The organism is Clostridium sp. AM58-1XD (genome assembly GCF_003464085.1).
Classification (GTDB): domain Bacteria; phylum Bacillota; class Clostridia; order Lachnospirales; family Lachnospiraceae; genus Lachnoclostridium_A.
In genome coordinates, this window is record NZ_QSDR01000004.1 from 122,205 (window position 1) to 139,440 (window position 17,236).

15 protein-coding genes are annotated in these 17,236 nt (G+C 46.7%); 2 read left to right on the forward strand and 13 right to left on the reverse strand.

The annotated features are described in order from the left end of the window. Positions 1–118: 118 nt before the first annotated feature. From DXA13_RS03455 to DXA13_RS22735, 9 genes are all read right to left on the reverse strand, one after another. Entirely contained in the window at positions 119–1,135 is a 1,017-nt protein-coding gene (locus DXA13_RS03455; protein WP_118241938.1) for a tripartite tricarboxylate transporter substrate binding protein, read from the reverse strand. 18 nt (positions 1,136–1,153) lie between these two features. Beyond that, the gene (locus tag DXA13_RS03460) at positions 1,154–2,659 is read right to left on the reverse strand and encodes a tripartite tricarboxylate transporter permease (RefSeq protein WP_118241939.1); all 1,506 of its coding nucleotides are present in this window, start codon (positions 2,657–2,659) and stop codon (positions 1,154–1,156) included. A 16-nt stretch (positions 2,660–2,675) separates the two neighbouring features. Next, entirely contained in the window at positions 2,676–3,122 is a 447-nt protein-coding gene (locus DXA13_RS03465; protein ID WP_118241940.1) for a tripartite tricarboxylate transporter TctB family protein, read from the reverse strand. Further along, positions 3,119–4,831, reverse strand: coding sequence for an alpha-glucosidase (locus tag DXA13_RS03470; RefSeq protein WP_278287022.1), 1,713 nt, complete (start codon positions 4,829–4,831; stop codon positions 3,119–3,121). Before DXA13_RS03470 ends, DXA13_RS03465 begins: the two co-directional genes overlap by 4 nt. A 357-nt stretch (positions 4,832–5,188) precedes the next feature. Next, positions 5,189–6,619, reverse strand: a complete 1,431-nt coding sequence (locus DXA13_RS03475) for a sigma 54-interacting transcriptional regulator (RefSeq protein WP_118241997.1) — start codon at positions 6,617–6,619, stop codon at positions 5,189–5,191. Next, complete coding sequence (locus tag DXA13_RS03480; RefSeq protein ID WP_118241942.1) at positions 6,589–7,113, reverse strand: PrpR N-terminal domain-containing protein; 525 nt, start codon at positions 7,111–7,113, stop codon at positions 6,589–6,591. Before DXA13_RS03480 ends, DXA13_RS03475 begins: the two co-directional genes overlap by 31 nt. A gap of 201 nt (positions 7,114–7,314) precedes the next feature. Further along, positions 7,315–7,908 carry a rubrerythrin gene (gene rbr / locus DXA13_RS03485; RefSeq protein WP_118241943.1) on the reverse strand — a complete coding sequence of 198 codons (594 nt, stop codon included), beginning with the start codon at positions 7,906–7,908 and terminating at the stop codon, positions 7,315–7,317. A gap of 75 nt (positions 7,909–7,983) precedes the next feature. Then, positions 7,984–8,928, reverse strand: a complete 945-nt coding sequence (locus DXA13_RS03490) for a D-alanyl-D-alanine carboxypeptidase (protein WP_347559678.1) — start codon at positions 8,926–8,928, stop codon at positions 7,984–7,986. Between the two features lie 23 nt (positions 8,929–8,951). Beyond that, positions 8,952–9,413 (reverse strand): hypothetical protein, encoded by a 462-nt coding sequence (locus DXA13_RS22735; RefSeq protein ID WP_347559679.1) that lies wholly within the window; start codon positions 9,411–9,413, stop codon positions 8,952–8,954. Positions 9,414–9,918: 505 nt separating this feature from the next. On the opposite strand from DXA13_RS22735, the gene DXA13_RS21460 reads away from it, so the two are divergent. Beyond that, positions 9,919–10,899, forward strand: a complete 981-nt coding sequence (locus DXA13_RS21460; RefSeq protein WP_243008948.1) for a hypothetical protein — start codon at positions 9,919–9,921, stop codon at positions 10,897–10,899. Beyond that, positions 10,869–11,603, forward strand: a complete 735-nt coding sequence (locus DXA13_RS21465) for a hypothetical protein (protein WP_243008949.1) — start codon at positions 10,869–10,871, stop codon at positions 11,601–11,603. The genes DXA13_RS21460 and DXA13_RS21465 overlap by 31 nt, the downstream gene beginning before the upstream one ends. A 140-nt stretch (positions 11,604–11,743) precedes the next feature. On the opposite strand, the gene DXA13_RS03500 is transcribed toward DXA13_RS21465, so the two are convergent. The 4 genes from DXA13_RS03500 to galT form a co-directional block, all read right to left on the reverse strand. Then, on the reverse strand, positions 11,744–13,450 hold the full coding sequence (locus tag DXA13_RS03500; RefSeq protein ID WP_118241944.1) for a DUF5722 domain-containing protein: 1,707 nt from the start codon (positions 13,448–13,450) through the stop codon (positions 11,744–11,746). Between the two features lie 578 nt (positions 13,451–14,028). Then, entirely contained in the window at positions 14,029–14,571 is a 543-nt protein-coding gene (locus DXA13_RS03505) for a methylated-DNA--[protein]-cysteine S-methyltransferase (RefSeq protein ID WP_243008950.1), read from the reverse strand. Between the two features lie 32 nt (positions 14,572–14,603). Beyond that, positions 14,604–15,470 carry a YitT family protein gene (locus DXA13_RS03510; protein ID WP_118241945.1) on the reverse strand — a complete coding sequence of 289 codons (867 nt, stop codon included), beginning with the start codon at positions 15,468–15,470 and terminating at the stop codon, positions 14,604–14,606. Between the two features lie 171 nt (positions 15,471–15,641). After that, positions 15,642–17,159, reverse strand: coding sequence for a UDP-glucose--hexose-1-phosphate uridylyltransferase (galT, locus tag DXA13_RS03515; protein WP_118241946.1), 1,518 nt, complete (start codon positions 17,157–17,159; stop codon positions 15,642–15,644). Between the last annotated feature and the right edge of the window lie 77 nt (positions 17,160–17,236).

The window sequence follows — 17,236 nt, forward strand, 5'->3', positions numbered from 1 at the left end:
CTTCATCCTCTTCCTGCGCCTGCCCTCACAACCACTGCCTTCAAGGATGCAAAATGCCCCAGGCTGCCGTTAATCAGCGGGCCCAGGGCAATTTATATGTCAGCTGTGCGCTGCGTTTTTATTTCATGGATTCTAACGTCGTCGCTTCCGTATCCAGCATCGTCTGCTTCGTGGTTTCCGGGTCTTCAAACTGGCTTACCAGCAGATTTTTATCCAGATAATTCGTCTTCCACTCTTCTGTTTCCGATACCTTTTTAAGCACGCCGCTCCAGTATTCCAGGCCTTTTGCAGTCATATTCTTAGGACCGATTACGCCACGCCATACCGGATATTCTACGTTATTATATCCCAGTTCCTCCATCGTAGGCGCTTCCTCAAAAGGAGCTGCAAACCGTTCCGTACTGAAAGCAACTACCGGGGCAATGTCTCCTGCCTCTACATATTCCTTAGAAGCCGCCGGCTTGGCAATCCCTATATTGATATGCCCCCCTAAGAGCGCGGTAATGGTCTCGGAAGACGATCCGTAAACGATGTATGAAAACTGATCCTTTAATCCCAGTTCCTCGGCAAGGAGCTCAAATACCGCTTTTTCATCGCTGGCCGTTCCTCCCACAGCGATCTTCGTACCGCTTTTCGCCGCTTCTACAATCTCTTCAAAACTCTTATACTCGTTCTTTGTGTTAACGAATGCCAGATGTTTATCCGCAGCCAGAATTGCTACAGGAGTAAAGTCTTCCATCGTCAGTCCGCCGTTGGAAAGCATGGCCGCCAGGTCTCCGGCGCTGAAGCAAAGCAGTGTGGAATCCACATTCTTAGCGGTGCTCACCTGCCTTCTGGAAATCTGTCCGTTTCCATCCTGAAGGTTGTTTACAATAAAGGGCACGTCCACCAACTTATTAGCGCTTGCAATATCGGTGATCGTTCTCGTAAAGATATCGCTTCCCCCGCCGGCCTTTGAGCTTACGAGAAAATCCACATTGCCACTGAGCTTAAATTCCTCTGCCTTTTCCGCCTGTGTTTCCTGTTTTCCACTTCCAGCAGTTTGTTCCGTACCCTTCGTCCCCTGGCTTTGGCATGCCGTAAGCCCCATTGACAGCACCATCGCCGCCACACATAAGTATACTTTCTTTGTCATAATAAATTTCCTCCTAAATTATATTTTTTTAACTTTTTTCATGATTGATTTAACCAGCGGTACGCCTATAATAATGAAAAATATGATCATCAGCACCAAACTGATGGGGCGGCGGAAGAAAATTCCCAGGCTTCCCTGTGTAATGATCATTGTCCTCCTGATATTCGTTTCCAGCGTAGACGACAGAATAAAGGAGAGAAGCAGCGGCGCTACGGGATAATCCATTTTTTTAAACAAATATCCTAATATCCCTCCGGCTATCATGATAATAACTCCGAACATGGAGTTACTCGTGGCATATGAGCCGACGAAACAGATTGTAATGATAGACGGGATCATGACTCCTACCGGAACCATGAGAAGCTTAATCAGCCAAGGGATCGTAACAAGGGCGATCATGACCGCAATAAAATTCGACACAAACAGAGAAGCAATCAGTCCCCAGGCAAATTCCGGTTCGCTGGAAAACAGCATGGGACCGGGATTCAATCCCCACATCATCAGCCCTCCAAGGAGTACCGCCGTCGTTCCGCTTCCCGGAATCCCCAGGGAAAGCAAAGGGCCAAAGGCGCCTGCGGCCGCCGCATTATTAGCGGCTTCAGAAGCGGCAATCCCCTCGACTGCTCCTTCTCCAAGAGGCACTTCATTTTTAAAAAACTTTTTCTGTAAGGCATATCCCAGAAAGGAACCGGTCGTAGCTCCTGCTCCCGGCAGAAATCCTATAAAAGTTCCCAAAAATCCCGACCGCAAAACCGGAGGAAGAATTCGTTTCATCTCTTTGGCCGAAAGGAGGCTTCCCCTCAATGTAAGATTTTTCGCCATGGAATCATCTGCTTTTTTACTCCTGTCTGCAACCGCCAGATCAAAAACCTGAGCCATCCCTACGAATCCGATTACAAGGGGGATAAAATTAATCCCTCCCAAAAGGTATTCATTTCCGAAATCGTACCGGATTGTGCCGGATACAATGTCAATTCCCATGGTGGCGATCATAATCCCAATACAGGTAGAAACAATCCCTTTTAGGGGATTTTCCCCTACCAGCCAGCTGATCGAAGTCATGGCTACAAGCATCATGGCAGACATCTCGGAAGGGCCGAAATTCAAACCGAACTTCGCCAGCGCCGGTCCGATAAATACCAGGATTACCATACCGATCAAACCGCCCATAAAAGAAGCCATATTGGCCGCAAACAACGCCTTTCCCGGATAACCCTTCCTGGCCAGAGGATATCCGTCCAGAGCCGTCATGACCGCCGGGGCGTCACCCGGAATGTTAATCAATATAGCACTGAACGCTCCGCCGAACATATTGGCATAGTAAATTGCTCCCAGCATAATAATGGCCGTGACCGGATTGAATTTAAATGTCAGCGGAAGCAGCAGGGCGCATCCGGCCAGGGAACCGATTCCTGGCATAGCCCCAACGATCAGGCCGAGTACCGCTCCTAACAGCGCGGCTCCAATATTATTCGCCTGAAGCGCCACGCCAAATCCCTGAAACAGTAACGTTAAAGAATCCATTGATACCACCTCCTCGTTATATCATTTCAAATAATAGTCCTTCCGGAAACGGAACCTTCAGCCACACTGCGAATGTTCCGTAGACGATGGCCGTCATCACAACTGTGGCAATTATGATCGTCTTTACCGGCATCCGCTCAATCAAAGCCAGCCAGCCGATATAAAAAATCAGCAGTACGGGAAGCAGACCGACCAGCCATGTTCCGGCCAGAACGAAGCAGATCCCGGCTATCACATAAATGGCCTGTTTTTCAAATACAGGAGCCTCTTCTTTAAAACTCTGCCTGATCGTAAAAATGCTGGCACAGGCCAGTACTACGGCGACAACAACCGGAAAAAAACCTGACAGCGGGCCGTCTCCCTCTTTCCAAAGTCCGTATTTGCTGATTCCAAGATATATCCACACAATTGCCATCGCCAACGTAGCAATTCCCATCCAGAAACGGCAGCTTATTTTTTTCATCCCTTCTCCTCCTGATTCTTCCAGTAATATACTCTCGCTTCATAGGGCCTTAACAAAATCTTCTCCTCCCGGCAGACGGCGGGATAATTGGATATCAGTATCTCCGCTTCATCCAGAAGTCTTCCTGTCCTGTTCTCTAATTCCGGCGTCTTATCCTTAAAATTCAGAACAACAAGAAGTTTCTGCCCCTGATAATTTCTTTCATACACAAAGACCTCTTCGCTCTCCGCTTCATACTCCTTAAAGTCTCCATATACAATGATCTTGTATTCTTTGCGCAGGCGTATCAGTTTTTGATAGTACCTCAGTACGGAGCCGGAATCCCGCATCTCGTCCTCCGCATTGATTTCCCTATAATTAGGATTCACCGATAACCATGGCGTTCCCTCTGAAAAGCCTGCGTTTTTTCTGCTGTTCCACTGCATCGGAGTTCTGGCGTTATCTCTCCCTCTATAATAGATTCTCCTCATAATCTCTTCCGGTTGAAAACCTTTTTCCGTCATGTCCCTGTAAAGGTTTAGTATCTGTATATCCTTGTAATATGTAATATCCGGAAATTTCACATTCGTCATCCCCAGTTCTTCGCCCTGATAGATATAAGGCGTTCCCTGAAGGGTGTGGATCATGGTCGCCAGCATTTTTGCGCTTTCATCGTGATAGACGCCGTCATTTCCAAACCGCGACACGCTCCTTGGCTGATCATGGTTGGACAGATATAGGCTGTTCCATCCTTTTCCGTAGATGTCTTTCTGCCATTTTACTATGATTGACTTAAACTTTTTTAAATCCCAGGGGACAATGTCCCACTTATTTCTCTTGCCGCTGTCCACATTCACATGTTCAAACTGAAATACCATATTCAGTTCTCCCCTGTCCTCTCCGACGTACTCCAAAGCCATCTGCGGCGTAACATTGGGAGTTTCCCCTACAGTCATAATATCATAGTGTGACAGGACTTCCCGGTTTAATTCTTTCAGGTAATCATGTACCTTTGGACCATTCATATAGTAATCATGACCCCGCACCAGCCCTTCTGCATCCGGTACGCTGGGAAATCCGGGAACCTTGGAGATAAAGTTTATCGTATCCATCCGAAAGCCGTCAATCTTTTTATCCAGCCAGTATCTGGCAATTTCCATGACTTCTTTCCTCACATCAGGATTCTCCCAGTTCAAATCTGGCTGTTTTGTAGAAAAAATATGAAGATAATACTGCCCCGATGCTTCGTCATACTCCCATGCGCTTCCGGAAAAATGAGACTCCCAGTTATTGGGCAGGGTCCCCGGAATCCCGTCCTTCCAAATATAGTAATCCCTGAAAGGGCTGTCCCTTGAGCTTCTCGCCTCTGCAAACCAGGGATGTTCGTCAGACGTGTGGTTTACTACCAGGTCCATAATTAATTTTATCGACCGCTTATGAGCCTCGTCAATAAGACGCTCCAAATCTTCCAGGGTTCCAAATTCCTTCATAATCTGCCGGTAATCACTGATATCATAACCGTTGTCGGCGTTGGGAGACTGATACACGGGAGACAGCCAGATTACGTCGATACCCAGCTCTTTCAGATAATCCAGCTTTGAAATGATTCCCGGTATGTCTCCTATACCGTCTCCATTGCTATCCATAAAGCTTCTGGGATAAATCTGATATACAACCGATTCTTTCCACCAGGCCCTCTTTAATTCTTTATTTTCCTTTTGTCTATTCAACTCAAGCACCTCATACCTTATCATTATTTTATAATTATCATAAGATACCGCAATCCGCCGGTATCATGAAGTCATAAATCCGTTGACCTCAACACTATAACATTTAATAAAGCAAATCCTGTGCCAATTTGTCATAATTTATTTAAAAACAGTTTTTGCATATTAAAATCACAGTTTTTTAGACGCAAATGCTTTATTTTCCATAAAGTAAAAGGCTGAGACTTTCCGCGCAGCAAGGTAATTACGGATCATCTCAGCCTATTATTTTACTTTTGTCTTATTTCGAACTCAATTTTGTTTTATTTTTGTTTTACATTTGTGTCATTTCTGTTTTGATTTTGTTTTGCAGTGAATTATTTATGTCTTGCCTTGGCTTTCCTTCAGTTTTCTCCAAAGTGTGCTTCTGCTCATGCCGAGAGCTTTTGCCAGCTCCGCCTTTGTTTTTTTCTTTTGCACTATCATTGCGATTGCCTGCTCCTCCTCAGTCAGGTTTTCGCCATGGATACCCGTTACTGCCGCCGGCTTCTCCTTTGTATCATTTCCGTCATGTATTTCACCATCCACCGGGCTTAAAGTCTCGAACAAACGCCCCATCACATGCTCTGTATCGAGGCCGTCAATTTCCCGTCCGCCGCCCAGCACGCAAAGGCGTTCGCATATATTCCTGAGTTGTCTGATATTGCCCGGCCAGGAGTAGTCTTCCAGTTTCTTTAATGCCTCTCTGCCAAGTACTGTTTTTCCTGATTCATCTGATTTCGTGATAAAGTTCTCTGCCAACATTCGAATATCCTGCTTCCTCTCTCGCAGAGGCGGAATCTGAAGGTTCAGTATATCCAGTCTGTAATACAGGTCTTCCCTGAACTCACCTGACCTGGCCCTATCCTGAAGATTGACGTTTGTGGCCGCAATAATCCTCACGTCAATGGGAATCATCCTGTCGTCTCCGATTCTTCTGACTTCTTTTTCCTGAAGCACCCGAAGAAGCTTGGCCTGCAGGGGCAGCGGCAGCTCTCCGATTTCATCCATAAACAGCGTGCCCTTGTGAGCCAGTTCAAACAGCCCCGTCTTTCCCCCCTTTGCCGCTCCTGTAAAGGCGCCGTCCACATATCCAAACAATTCGCTCTCAATCAGGTTTTCAGAAATTGCCGCGCAATTAAATGCCACAAAAGGCTGCTGGAAACGATTGCTGTAATTATGTATACTCTGAGCGAACAATTCCTTTCCCGTCCCGCTCTCCCCGGTAATCAGGACATCGCTCTCCGTCAGCGCAAATTTTTTGGCATAATGAATCGTTTTAAGAAGCGCTTCGCTTGTTCCGATAATGTCGGAAAAATTGTATTTTGCTACCAGCCCTTTGCTGTTTAATTTTTTTCTGACGCTGATCTCGGTATTCTGAATCCTGTCTACATACTGAAATGTAATAATCGATCCTTCCTGGCTGCCGTCTACCATAAAAGGCTTTTTACTTACCAATATCTGCCTTTTTCCCTGTTTAACGATCAGTTCTTCGTTTTTAGATGAAGGGTTTTCCAATACTGCAGGAGGCAGAAAATCAGCCGCTTTCATTCCCAGTACATTGTTTCTTTGAACGTGGAACATCTTTGCACATATTTCATTCATGGCGTACACGCCCCATTGAGAGTCCACAGCTATAATACCGCCTTCTATCGATTCCACCATTGTATTGACCAGCTCATTTCTGCGCTTTTCATGTTTCATGGCTTCTACCGCAATCAGAGCTTCCCCGATGGCAAGTTTTACGGCCTCCTCCCCTGTCTGAAGGCGCATAAAGGGAAATTGATCCCTCTGGCAAAACGCAGAACCGTCATTCCTCCGATGATCGCGTCGCACGCCTTATCCCTTCGCAGTTTTTCATACATTTCCTCTACTTCTTTATCGCTCGTAATCGAAACTCTTACGATATCCACGTGGAAAATATCGCTGATAAAACGGATGTCCGAATAGATATTTTCAGCTAAAAACAGCCCGATCCGCTTCGGGTGGTATGTTTCTACGCACCTTTGCACTACTTTCATCAGGTCGTAACCGGTAACGCCTATGGATATCACCTGGAAATGCCGCTGTTTTTCTTTCAGGAGATGGTAGCCCAGCCCTCTGGCTATTACAATATCCGCATCCCAATTTTCGCTGCTCTTTACAATTTCCCCTTTTACGTGGATGACATCGAATGAAACGTCCGCAGGATAATTGATTCCGGATATAATATTTTGTATGGAAGGAATTGACTCCGTATAAGGAGCAACAAACAGTATTTTAATCATTAACCTCTCTGCCTTCTCTCATTGATATTTTACATACGGATTGTTCCGTTCTGCCCTGATCTTAAATATACCTTATATCAAAAGGCGTGGCAATCCTTGATATATATTCCGCAATATGTTCCGCCGACAGATGCAAAACGGCAGAGATGAGGAAATCCTCCATGTCCCTGCCGGCTGCTTTTAAGCTATTTTTATTTTTTCCTATTTTACATAGGGCGCCAGTTCCAGGCGGATAAAATATCCCTGTTCATGGCTGCACACCGGGCAGACGCCTGGAGCCCTTGTTCCCGTAAAGACGTATCCGCAGTTTAAACACATCCATCCTGTTTCCACATCGGAAACAAACAGTTTATCCTGCTCGATATAATCGGCAAACAGCTGAAAACGGTCGCCATGAACCTTTTCTATTTCAGCAATCATATGGAAGGTATTGCTGATCTGCGCGAATCCCTCCTGTCTTGCGATTTCTGAAAACTGGCTGTAAACCACATCATGCTCTTCATATTCGTTATGTCTTGCTGCCTTTAACAAATCCAGTGTCTGAGGATAAATATCCACCGGATATCCTCCGTCAATATGAATTGTCTCTCCGGCCATCTCTGAAAGGTAGTTGTAGAAAATCTCTGCATGCTCCTTCTCCTGACCTGCTGTAAACTGAAATACCGCCTCGATAACCGGAAGCTTCTCTTTCTTTGCCATAGATGCCGCAAAAGTATAACGGTTTCTCGCCTGACTTTCGCCAGCAAATGCACGCATCAGATTTTTAGCTGTCTCACTGCTTCTAAAGTCTGCCATATATTATACCTCCTGTATTGTATTTTCCATTCATGGTTAATGTTCCACAATACAGGGATTTTATACCAGCATTTCTTACTTTCTGGCTCCGTTTTCTCCTACCTCATAGCCGTCCGGAGTCGTGGTATTCTTAAGCATCGTTCCGCTCTTTCCAAGATAAAACCATTTGCCTGTGTTCTGTACCCACTGATCCTTTACCATTGCGCCATTTGTGCCGAAATAGTACCAGTCGCCGTTGGTGAACTGGCGCCATCCCGTAGCCATTACAGCATTTGCATCGAACCAGTACTCCTCTCCTCCAATTTCCATCCACTCTCCTGCCGCCTTTGTACCGTCTTCTTTTATGTAGTAACGGTTTTCTCCTTCGACCAGCCAGCTTCCCGACTGCGCTGCTGCTGTGGGCGCGCTGCTGTTCGTTCCTTCACTTCCTGACGGATTTGGATTAGACGGACCGCCGACGGACGGCTGTCCGCCAGCAGCCAGGAGTTTATCACGGTTTGCAAAGCCGTAATCCAAAAGGGCTTTTGTATCCGCATAATGAGTTCCCTTGCTCTTCATAACAACTGCAATCAGCCTTACGCCGTCCCGTTCTACACCTGTTACAAGGGTATTGCCGGCTTTGGAAGTGTATCCCGTCTTTCCTCCGATAATTCCCGGATAATATCTGGAATCCGTAGAATAGAACATCTTATGGCCCATTGTAACTGTCCGTTCCTGATTTACCTTCTTTGTAGCAGGAATCTTATGGCTGAGCGTGGAATCAATCTTTCTCAAAGTATCGTTGGAAAATGCAGCCCTGGCGATCAGAGCCATATCATATGGCGTCGTGTAGTGTTCCGTGCTGTTCAGTCCGTTGGGATTGACAAAATGAGTATTTTTACATCCCAGCTCTTTCGCCCTTGCATTCATTTTATCTGCAAATGCACTTACACTTCCAGATACCTTTTCCGCCAGTCCGTTTGCCACCTCATTGGCAGACTTCAGAAGCAGTGCGTAAAGACAATCGTTCACGCTCAGCACATCGCCCTCTGTCAGGTTCAGCGTTACGCTCCTGATTCCAGATTCGTTGTAGCCGATTTGGAAAAAGTAACTTTATCATCCAGACTGCAGTTTTCCACTACCAGAAGCCCTGTCATCAGCTTCGTAATGCTGGCCGGATAAAACTGCGTATTTTCATTTTTTCCATACAAAACGGTTCCTGTAGCGGCATCCATAAGTACGGCCCCCTCCGACTGGATTGTCGGTTGAGCAACCGTTCCTGACACGCTGCCGTTCGCCGCAGTGGCGGAATCTGTCCCGGTCCCCGACGGCTGGGAAGGACTCTGATTCCCTCCGGCGGCTAAACCAGGGGCCTCTTCATCCGGCTCGTCCAGATCTTCACCGGAAGGGCCGGTGCTGTCTATAACCATACCATTACTGTCAGGTGTCGGCTGAGCATACGCTGCCGGCCCCATCGCCAGTGTCAAACACAAAGTTACTGCTGCAAGTATCTTAAACTTTCTCATCCGCAAAATCTCCTGACATTCAAATTGTTTCGTTATGTAATTCCGGCCGGGGGGCTGGCGCTTTTTTCGACGGGCTGTGACCGAGGCTCCGCTTCGCTTCCCTCGGTTACGGACTATCGCTTCCCTCCACGGGCTTTGACCGAGGCTCCGCTTCGCTTCCCTCGGTCACGGACTGTCGCTTCCCTCCACGGGCTGTGACCTCAATTCCGCTTCGCTTCATTTCGGTCACGGGCTGTCGCCCAATTGGATTATGCGGGAAAGTATTTGCTTACATGCAAGCATGACGCAAATACTTTCCCGTATAATCCAGCCCGGCTCGATGCTTACGTGCACATTATACCATAATTTTCTTTTTCTAAATACTACAACTTTCTTACATTTTTAACATTTTGATTTCACATTTGCTTTTTAATTCACTGCATTCCTGGTGTTCCCAAGGAATTCCTTGATGTAAATGGGAAATAATGATACAATAAACGTTAATATTTGCACAGGAGGCTGCTAAATGAAAAACAAAAAAATATCATCTGTCCTGCTTCGGATTCTCGTATCAGCAGTGTTGATTTTCCTGGTGTTTTATACAACTCTGCCTGCACTGAATCTGAGGGACAGGAAATTCATCACCTTTTTGATAATCAGTATACTGATCATCCTGGTGGTCAATTTCCTCACTTATGTGAAAAACTTTCTGGAAGGGCTCGGTCATGGCGGTATGCGGGCATCCAGAGATCCTGTTACCGGCCGCTTTACCTTTGAAAAGTCATCCGGTACGACCGATCGTGCCGCCATTGCAAAACCGATCAAATACGGACTTGCTCTGATCCTGATCCTGGCAGCATTTTCATTCATCGTTTCCCTCTTCGGAATCAAGCTGTTTAATGCTTCCCGGTACAGAGACCTGATTACGATTAGCGACGGTGATTTTACTTCGGATATTTCAGAGCTGAGCATGTCCCAGATCCCCGTGGTAGACAGAGATACGGCTTTCCGCCTGGGCAACAGGAAACTGGGTGAAATGACCGAACTGGTTTCTCAGTTTGAAATTGAAAGCAACTATACACAGATCAACTATAAAGGTTCTCCGTATCGCGTCACACCGCTGACATATGCCGATCCGATCAAATGGTTTTTTAATATGAAGAAAGGCCTTCCGGCGTACATTACGGTGGACATGGTTACTCAGGAAACAAATCTGGTGTGGCTGGAATCAGGAATGAAATACTCTCCCGGCGAATACTTTTTTCGCAATATCTACCGCTATCTTCGTTTCTCCTACCCAACCAAGATGTTCGATACGGTCTCTTTCGAAATCGACGACAACGGCGTGCCTTACTGGGTTGCACCGACCATCACTTACCGTGTCGGCTGGTGGGACGGCAAGGATATTAACGGTGCGGTTCTCGTCAATGCAGTTACCGGAGAAAGCCAGTACTATCCGAAAGACGAGGTTCCGCAGTGGATCGACCAGCTCTATACATCAGCCTGATCATCACGCAGCTGGATGACAACGGCAAATTCCAGAACGGCTATTTCAACTCCATGTTCGGCCAGAGAAATGTGCGCCGTACCACTTACGGATACAACTATCTTGCCATCGACGACGATGTATACCTTTATACGGGCATGTCCTCTGTGACTGCAGATCAGTCCAACATCGGCTTTGTTCTCGTCAATTTGAGAACGAAAGACACCAGGTTCTATACCGTCCCAGGTGCAACCGAATATTCTGCCATGGAATCGGCACAGGGTCAGGTGCAGCATTTAAAATATATTGCTACCTTCCCGCTCCTGCTGAACGTATCCAACCGGCCGACTTATTTCATCTCGCTGAAAGACGATGCAGGCCTTGTCAAGATGTATGCCTTCGTTGATGTTGAGCAGTATCAGATCGTGGGCACCGGTCAGACAATTGATGAAGCAAAACGCGCTTACCGCACTACCTTGAACGTGGAAGAGGTGGAGACGGGGGAAACTTCAGATATCCAGGAAGTGAGCGGTACGCTGGATGAGATCAGAGATGTCGTCGTTTCCGGAAATACCTGTTATTATTTCACCCTTACAGGCGACACCACAGTCTACACCGCCCCTGTTACCGTAAACGAAAAGCTTCCGTTCCTGAATTCCGGCGACCATGTCAGCTTCCGTTATTCTCCTGATACTGCTCCTGCCCTTGTAGTCGAATGGAATTAACGGATATCAAATGAATCGCGGCGCCTGACTTTTTTCTTTCTCTACAGTCAGGCTGCTGCAAAAAGACCATCCTTTGAACGGCGGCACAACAGCCGCCGGACAAAAGATGGTCTTTTTATATCATTATGTTGATTCCGTATTTATTTTTCGAGAGCTCTCCACCTGAAATTCGGCACTACATCGCTCCACTTGTTGATTCCGATAATCGACTTCGCGAATTCGGAAGCTTCCAGAGTATCTTTCTTTTTATCAATATCCCGGAAGACCTGCCAGATCTTTCTGCGCTTTGTAGGCACAATCTGGTTTGGCTGGTTCATGTCACATTCCCAAAGGCCAAAGCCAAGGTTCAGCTTGCGCTCTGAAGGAGCGTCGATCTGACGGCTCAGAATGTACGCATCAATGTAAGGATTGCTGTCTACCAGATAATAGGAATATGCAAATGCAGCTGCCTGGATATTCTGGATATCTCCTCTTGCCGCGTCCACACCCGTGAATCCCTGCTCAGTCAAAATGATATGGCGTACATTTCCGGAACGCGCTCTTAAAGCGGTCTGTTCGAAATACTGCGTCAGTATACCCAGATTCTTAAAGTTGATCACAGGGGAATTAAAATCATTTGTAATCAGCCCAGTCTTGTCATCGTCCCAGAACTCCGGTTCCGTCATAGGACACGGATACGGATGGTATGCAAGACCCCAATCAATCTGTCCCCAGTCGTTGGCGATGGAATTGAAGGAATCCACAATTTCCTTTCCGCCGTACTTCAGCTTTCCATCCTTTTCCTGCGGATTGTTCCAGTTATAGTCCAGTGAGAAATATACCCTGTCGTTGGCGCTGGTACTCTTAATCGCCGTGTAAAATACGCGGAATGCCTTCTGATAAGCCTTCACATAGCTGGTCAGATCCCATTCCCCCGTATAATTCCACTGCTGGTTGTTAATTTCATTTCCCACGATCCAGTTGGAAATCTTTCCATAATTCGGATTGGAACCGTCATACCGGTCAGCGAGAAATGCGATAATGGCCCTTGTCTGGTCAAATCCCTTTTCCGTCGCCGCATTGAAGAGGTAATAAAAGGCGTTGGACGACTTCTTGGTCCCGGGATAGATCAAGTCCGGTGTAGCGTCATTCCATCCATTCAGAATAATGGCCGTTACCGTCATGCCTTTTCCGGAAAGAGCGCTGATCGTCCTGTCATAATCTTCGATTACGCCTTTATTAAAATGATAAGTCTTTCCGTCATATGTAAAATCAATCCCTTCACCCAGAATCTGGTGAAATGCGATATTCGTACCAACATGCTTGACACCCAGGTCAAAGGCATCGGACAGCATGGAAAGTTCAATATTCAGTCCCTTTTTGGTAGATGGGTCCTTGAACTCCGCCTGATTCTTCGCCATAATTTCGGGATTTGTAATGTAGTGCGGCTCACTGACCGTAATAAACTGTGTACCGTCATATACGGCTACAACGAAACTGCTGTAAAGCTTATCGCTCTCCTGTCCGTAATCCAGAGTGGTCTGAAACGACATTGAATTTCCGCCGCCTGCTGTTGCGAGAAAATCACGTCTGGAACCAATCCCGCTCTCGTACGGTTTCAGTTCAAACAAATAAAATTTTCCATCCGTCGCATTCATGTCGCCGTTGCTGTCTGCCTTAATCTGAATTGTATTCTTATCTGAAGCAATCGTACAGGACGTAATTGCTGCCGTCGTCCTGATATCGGCAGCCGCCTGTGCAACAATTTCCGTGCTGCCGCCCGTCCATCCTGCCTTCGCACCTGCCAGGCACAGAGCTGCTGCACAGAGCAAACCAGCTGCCCTCAGTATCTTATTTTTTTTCTGCATTCCTGTCTGCCTCCCATATTTTTCTTTGAAAGTCCCGGACGGCGGCCATGGATCCGCACAATGCTTGCATGCACAGACATATGGACATCGGATGGGCAAACCAGTATATGTAAGCAGGGCGATCAATCGCCTGGTTTACGAATACCGGCAGCGATTGCAGGTGCGCAAAGCGCGGAGCAATCGACTTTCATGGCTGGTGATACTTGCATCATCAGCTATTTCCGTTTAGATGCTAATTCAACTATTTCTTTCCAAGTATACATCAATCAACTGTGCCATTCAATAACGATTTCATTACGGAATTATGAAAAAACTTACAATTTGCTAATTTTATTTTTTCTATTTTATATATATTTTCTCCACTTTTCCGCCCTTTCCTCACGAATTTACAAGCTGTTTCCCCTCTGTTTCAGTGCAGCCTGTTCTCTTTTATCCTATGACACAAGACCGCTGTTCAGTACATGTAAAAAAAGAATCCCTCCCCGGAAGGATTTTCACAAGGTCTTTCCTGGAAAGTAAAAATTTCCGCAAACCGGACTCATGGGTCTGGGGCAGGCTGCATCGTTCCCTTTTTTCATTCAAAGCGCCGTTCCCTTGGATGGTATGAATAGGCAGGACAGATCCGCCCCTTCCAGTTCCAGCAGCTTTATTTTCCGGTCGATTCCGCCGGCATATCCGGTCAGGCTTCCATTCGTCCCTACGACCCTGTGACACGGAATAATAATAGAGATCGGATTATGGCTCACCGCTCCGCCCACAGCCTGTCCTGACATCCGCTCTCTGTTCATCTTCTCAGCCATCTGCCTGGCGATATCGCCATACGTAATCACCTGACCATATGGGATTTCGCAGAGTATGTCCCAGACTGCCTTTCGAAAATCGCTTCCGCACGGAGCAAGAGTCAGTTCCGATACACACGGTTTCTTTCCGGAAAAATAGCGGTCCAACCAGCCTTTTGTATTGGAAAAAACGGGCAGGTCGTCCTTTACCTTCATTTCATCTATGTCTGACGGCCTGCTGCAATAGTATTTCTGCCCTTCTATCCATAGTCCTGTAAGAGCCGTTCCGTCACTTGCCAGTAAAAGCCTTCCCAGCGGTGCTGATAATACGATGTATACCACATAAGTTCCTCCTAAATGAAAAGGTCCCCGGACTACCACGCCAGGAACCCTTTTCCTATAATCTCACTTGAATTGGATATCTGAATAAATGCTTCCGGCTCTACGCCTCGGATAAAGTTTCTCAGTTTTACAGCCTGGGATCCCTTCATCGTAGTCATAATTACCGCCTTTTTATGATGGGAAAATGCTCCCTGCGCCTCATATACCGTAGCGCTCCTGTGCAGCTCATGGATAATGTAACCGCAGATCGGTTCCGGATTGTCACACACGATATTAAAGCATTTGCACCGGTTCATGCTCTCAATCACTCTGTCAATAAGAAGGGATTTCGCCATGAGGCCAAGGGTGGAAAACAGGCCTGTAGCCGGACCAAAAACGAAAAAGGAGGCGGCGACAGCCAGGGCGTCCACAAAGAGAAGCACCGTTCCAATGGGAAGGCTCGTATATTTTTTAAGCGCCATTGCGATAATGTCCGTACCTCCGCTGGAAGCACCGATATGGAACAGAATCGCTGAACTGACTGCCGGAAGAAGGATGGCAAATATCAGTTCCAGCAGCGGCTCTCCAGTCATCGGACCATGCATGGGATACGCCTTTTCAAAAACTTTCAGAAGAACCGACATGAGGAGCGTTGCATATACCGTCTTTACCCCGAAGCTCTTTCCTACGAGGAAAAATCCCATAAGAAGCAGCACCATGTTGGCCGCTGTCGTAAAATCTCCGGCAGACCATCCCGTCATCCGGCTTACAACCGAGGCGAAGCCGGTTACGCCTCCAAAAGAAAAATTATTGGGAAATTTAAAGAAATAAACCCCTACAACCATAAGCACCATGCTCATAGTAATCATCCCGTAACTTTGTATCTCTCTCAGCCAGCTGCTGCTTTTATTGGTTTCCATCACACTCTCCTGCTCTTTCTTGTCATCCACACTATACAGCATTCATACGACAATTTCAAACAGGAATATTTGTGATAAGACTACAGCCCAGCAGTTGTGATTCATAGCTGGTCTGCTGTGTTTCTTCTTATTATAATACCGTTCTGCAGCTGGCTTCGCCTGCGGTTTCGATTATAGCCTGCCGCTGACTTCCTTTATGAAACGGCCAAATGCTTCTCTGCCTTTTGGTGTGCATTTGTAAACGCCAGCGTCTTCCAATACCCTCTCGAATACGAGGCCCACTTCCTCCCTCATAATTCCGTCGATGTTCTCTCTCGTAACCGTCTCATATTTTGGCAGGAATTCTTCTACCCAGTCGGCGTGTTTTTCCAGTTCTGTATTGCTTCTGATATCTTTTCCATCCAGAATATACTCGCCCAGCTCTGCCAGCTCATCCTTTAGTCTGGATGGCAGAACTGCAAGTCCCATCACTTCAATCAGGCCGATATTCTCTTTTTTAATATGGTGAAGCTCCTGATGTGGATGGTATACGCCAAGCGGACATTCATCTGTCGTAATATTATTTCTGAGCACCAGATCCAGCTCATACATTTCACCATTCTTTCTGGCGATCGGCGTGATGGTATTGTGAGGTTCTCCCTCCGTCTCTGCGTATATAAATGCTGCTTCATCTGTATATCCACGCCATATATTCAGAATCTGTTCCCCCAGCTCGATCAGCGGTTTTGTCTCCCGGCACCTCGTACGGATTACGGACATCGGCCATTTGACAATTCCCGCCTCTACCTGTTCAAAGCCAGGAAATATAATTTTTTCTTCCATAGGAGCCTTTGCCATGGCAAATGTATAATGACCTCCCTGAAAATGGTCATGGGTCAGAATGGAGCCTCCGACGATCGGAAGGTCCGCATTGGAACCGAGGAAATAGTGGGGAAACTGTTTTACAAAGTCGAACAGCTTTACAAATGCCGCCCTGTCAATTTTCATCGGCACGTGCTTTCCGTTAAATACGATGCAGTGCTCATTGTAGTATACGTATGGAGAGTACTGGAACCCCCATTCACTGCTGTTCACCGTTATGGGGATAATCCTGTGGTTGTTTCTGGCCGGGTGATCGGCTCTTCCTGCATATCCTTCATTTTCCATACAAAGCTGGCATTTCGGATATCCGCTCTGCTTCATCAGCTTTGCTGCCGCAATCGCCTTGGGGTCTTTTTCCGGCTTGGAGAGGTTGATCGTAATGTCGAGATCACCATATTTTGTGCTGGTCACCCATTTCATATCCTTTTTAATTCTGCCGCGGCGGATATAATTGGAGTCCTGGCTGAGCTTGTAATAATATTCCGTAGCTGCCTCCGGCGACTTTTCCCTGTAAATATTCCAGAATGTTTCCGCCACCTCGCTTGGCCTGGGCATCAGGCAGTTCATCAGCTTTGTATCAAACAAATCCCGGTATACGATGCTGTCCTCAGACAGTACGCCTGACTCGTGAGCATAATCCGTCAGCTCCTCCAGAATTTCTTCCAGATCGATCGTCCCGTCTGCCGCAGGTTCCCGCTCCTGCTCCTCATATTCATTCATTCCAAGAACATCCAGAATCATATTTCTGGAATAAACTGCATCTTTCTGCTTAATCAATCCTGTATTCAGGCCATATTGTACCAGTTTTCTAATCGAATCGTAAACCATATGTACCCCTCTCCTTCTCTCCATCTTTTCAGATATCGTCACTCAGGGCACTGCATAAAAGTAAAACGCATGTCTCC

Excerpts from the sequence above, each read along its gene's own strand:
- DXA13_RS03455 (WP_118241938.1), bottom strand. The coding sequence starts at position 1,135 with ATGACAAAGAAAGTATACTTATGTGTGGCGGCGATGGTGCTGTCAATG.
- DXA13_RS03460 (WP_118241939.1), bottom strand. The coding sequence starts at position 2,659 with ATGGATTCTTTAACGTTACTGTTTCAGGGATTTGGCGTGGCGCTTCAG.
- DXA13_RS03465 (WP_118241940.1), bottom strand. The coding sequence starts at position 3,122 with ATGAAAAAAATAAGCTGCCGTTTCTGGATGGGAATTGCTACGTTGGCG.
- DXA13_RS03475 (WP_118241997.1), bottom strand. The coding sequence starts at position 6,619 with ATGCGCCTTCAGACAGGGGAGGAGGCCGTAAAACTTGCCATCGGGGAA.
- DXA13_RS03480 (WP_118241942.1), bottom strand. The coding sequence starts at position 7,113 with ATGATTAAAATACTGTTTGTTGCTCCTTATACGGAGTCAATTCCTTCC.
- rbr (WP_118241943.1), bottom strand. The coding sequence starts at position 7,908 with ATGGCAGACTTTAGAAGCAGTGAGACAGCTAAAAATCTGATGCGTGCA.
- DXA13_RS22735 (WP_347559679.1), bottom strand. The coding sequence starts at position 9,413 with ATGAGAAAGTTTAAGATACTTGCAGCAGTAACTTTGTGTTTGACACTG.
- DXA13_RS21460 (WP_243008948.1), top strand. The coding sequence starts at position 9,919 with ATGAAAAACAAAAAAATATCATCTGTCCTGCTTCGGATTCTCGTATCA.
- DXA13_RS03500 (WP_118241944.1), bottom strand. The coding sequence starts at position 13,450 with ATGCAGAAAAAAAATAAGATACTGAGGGCAGCTGGTTTGCTCTGTGCA.
- DXA13_RS03510 (WP_118241945.1), bottom strand. The coding sequence starts at position 15,470 with ATGGAAACCAATAAAAGCAGCAGCTGGCTGAGAGAGATACAAAGTTAC.
- galT (WP_118241946.1), bottom strand. The coding sequence starts at position 17,159 with ATGGTTTACGATTCGATTAGAAAACTGGTACAATATGGCCTGAATACA.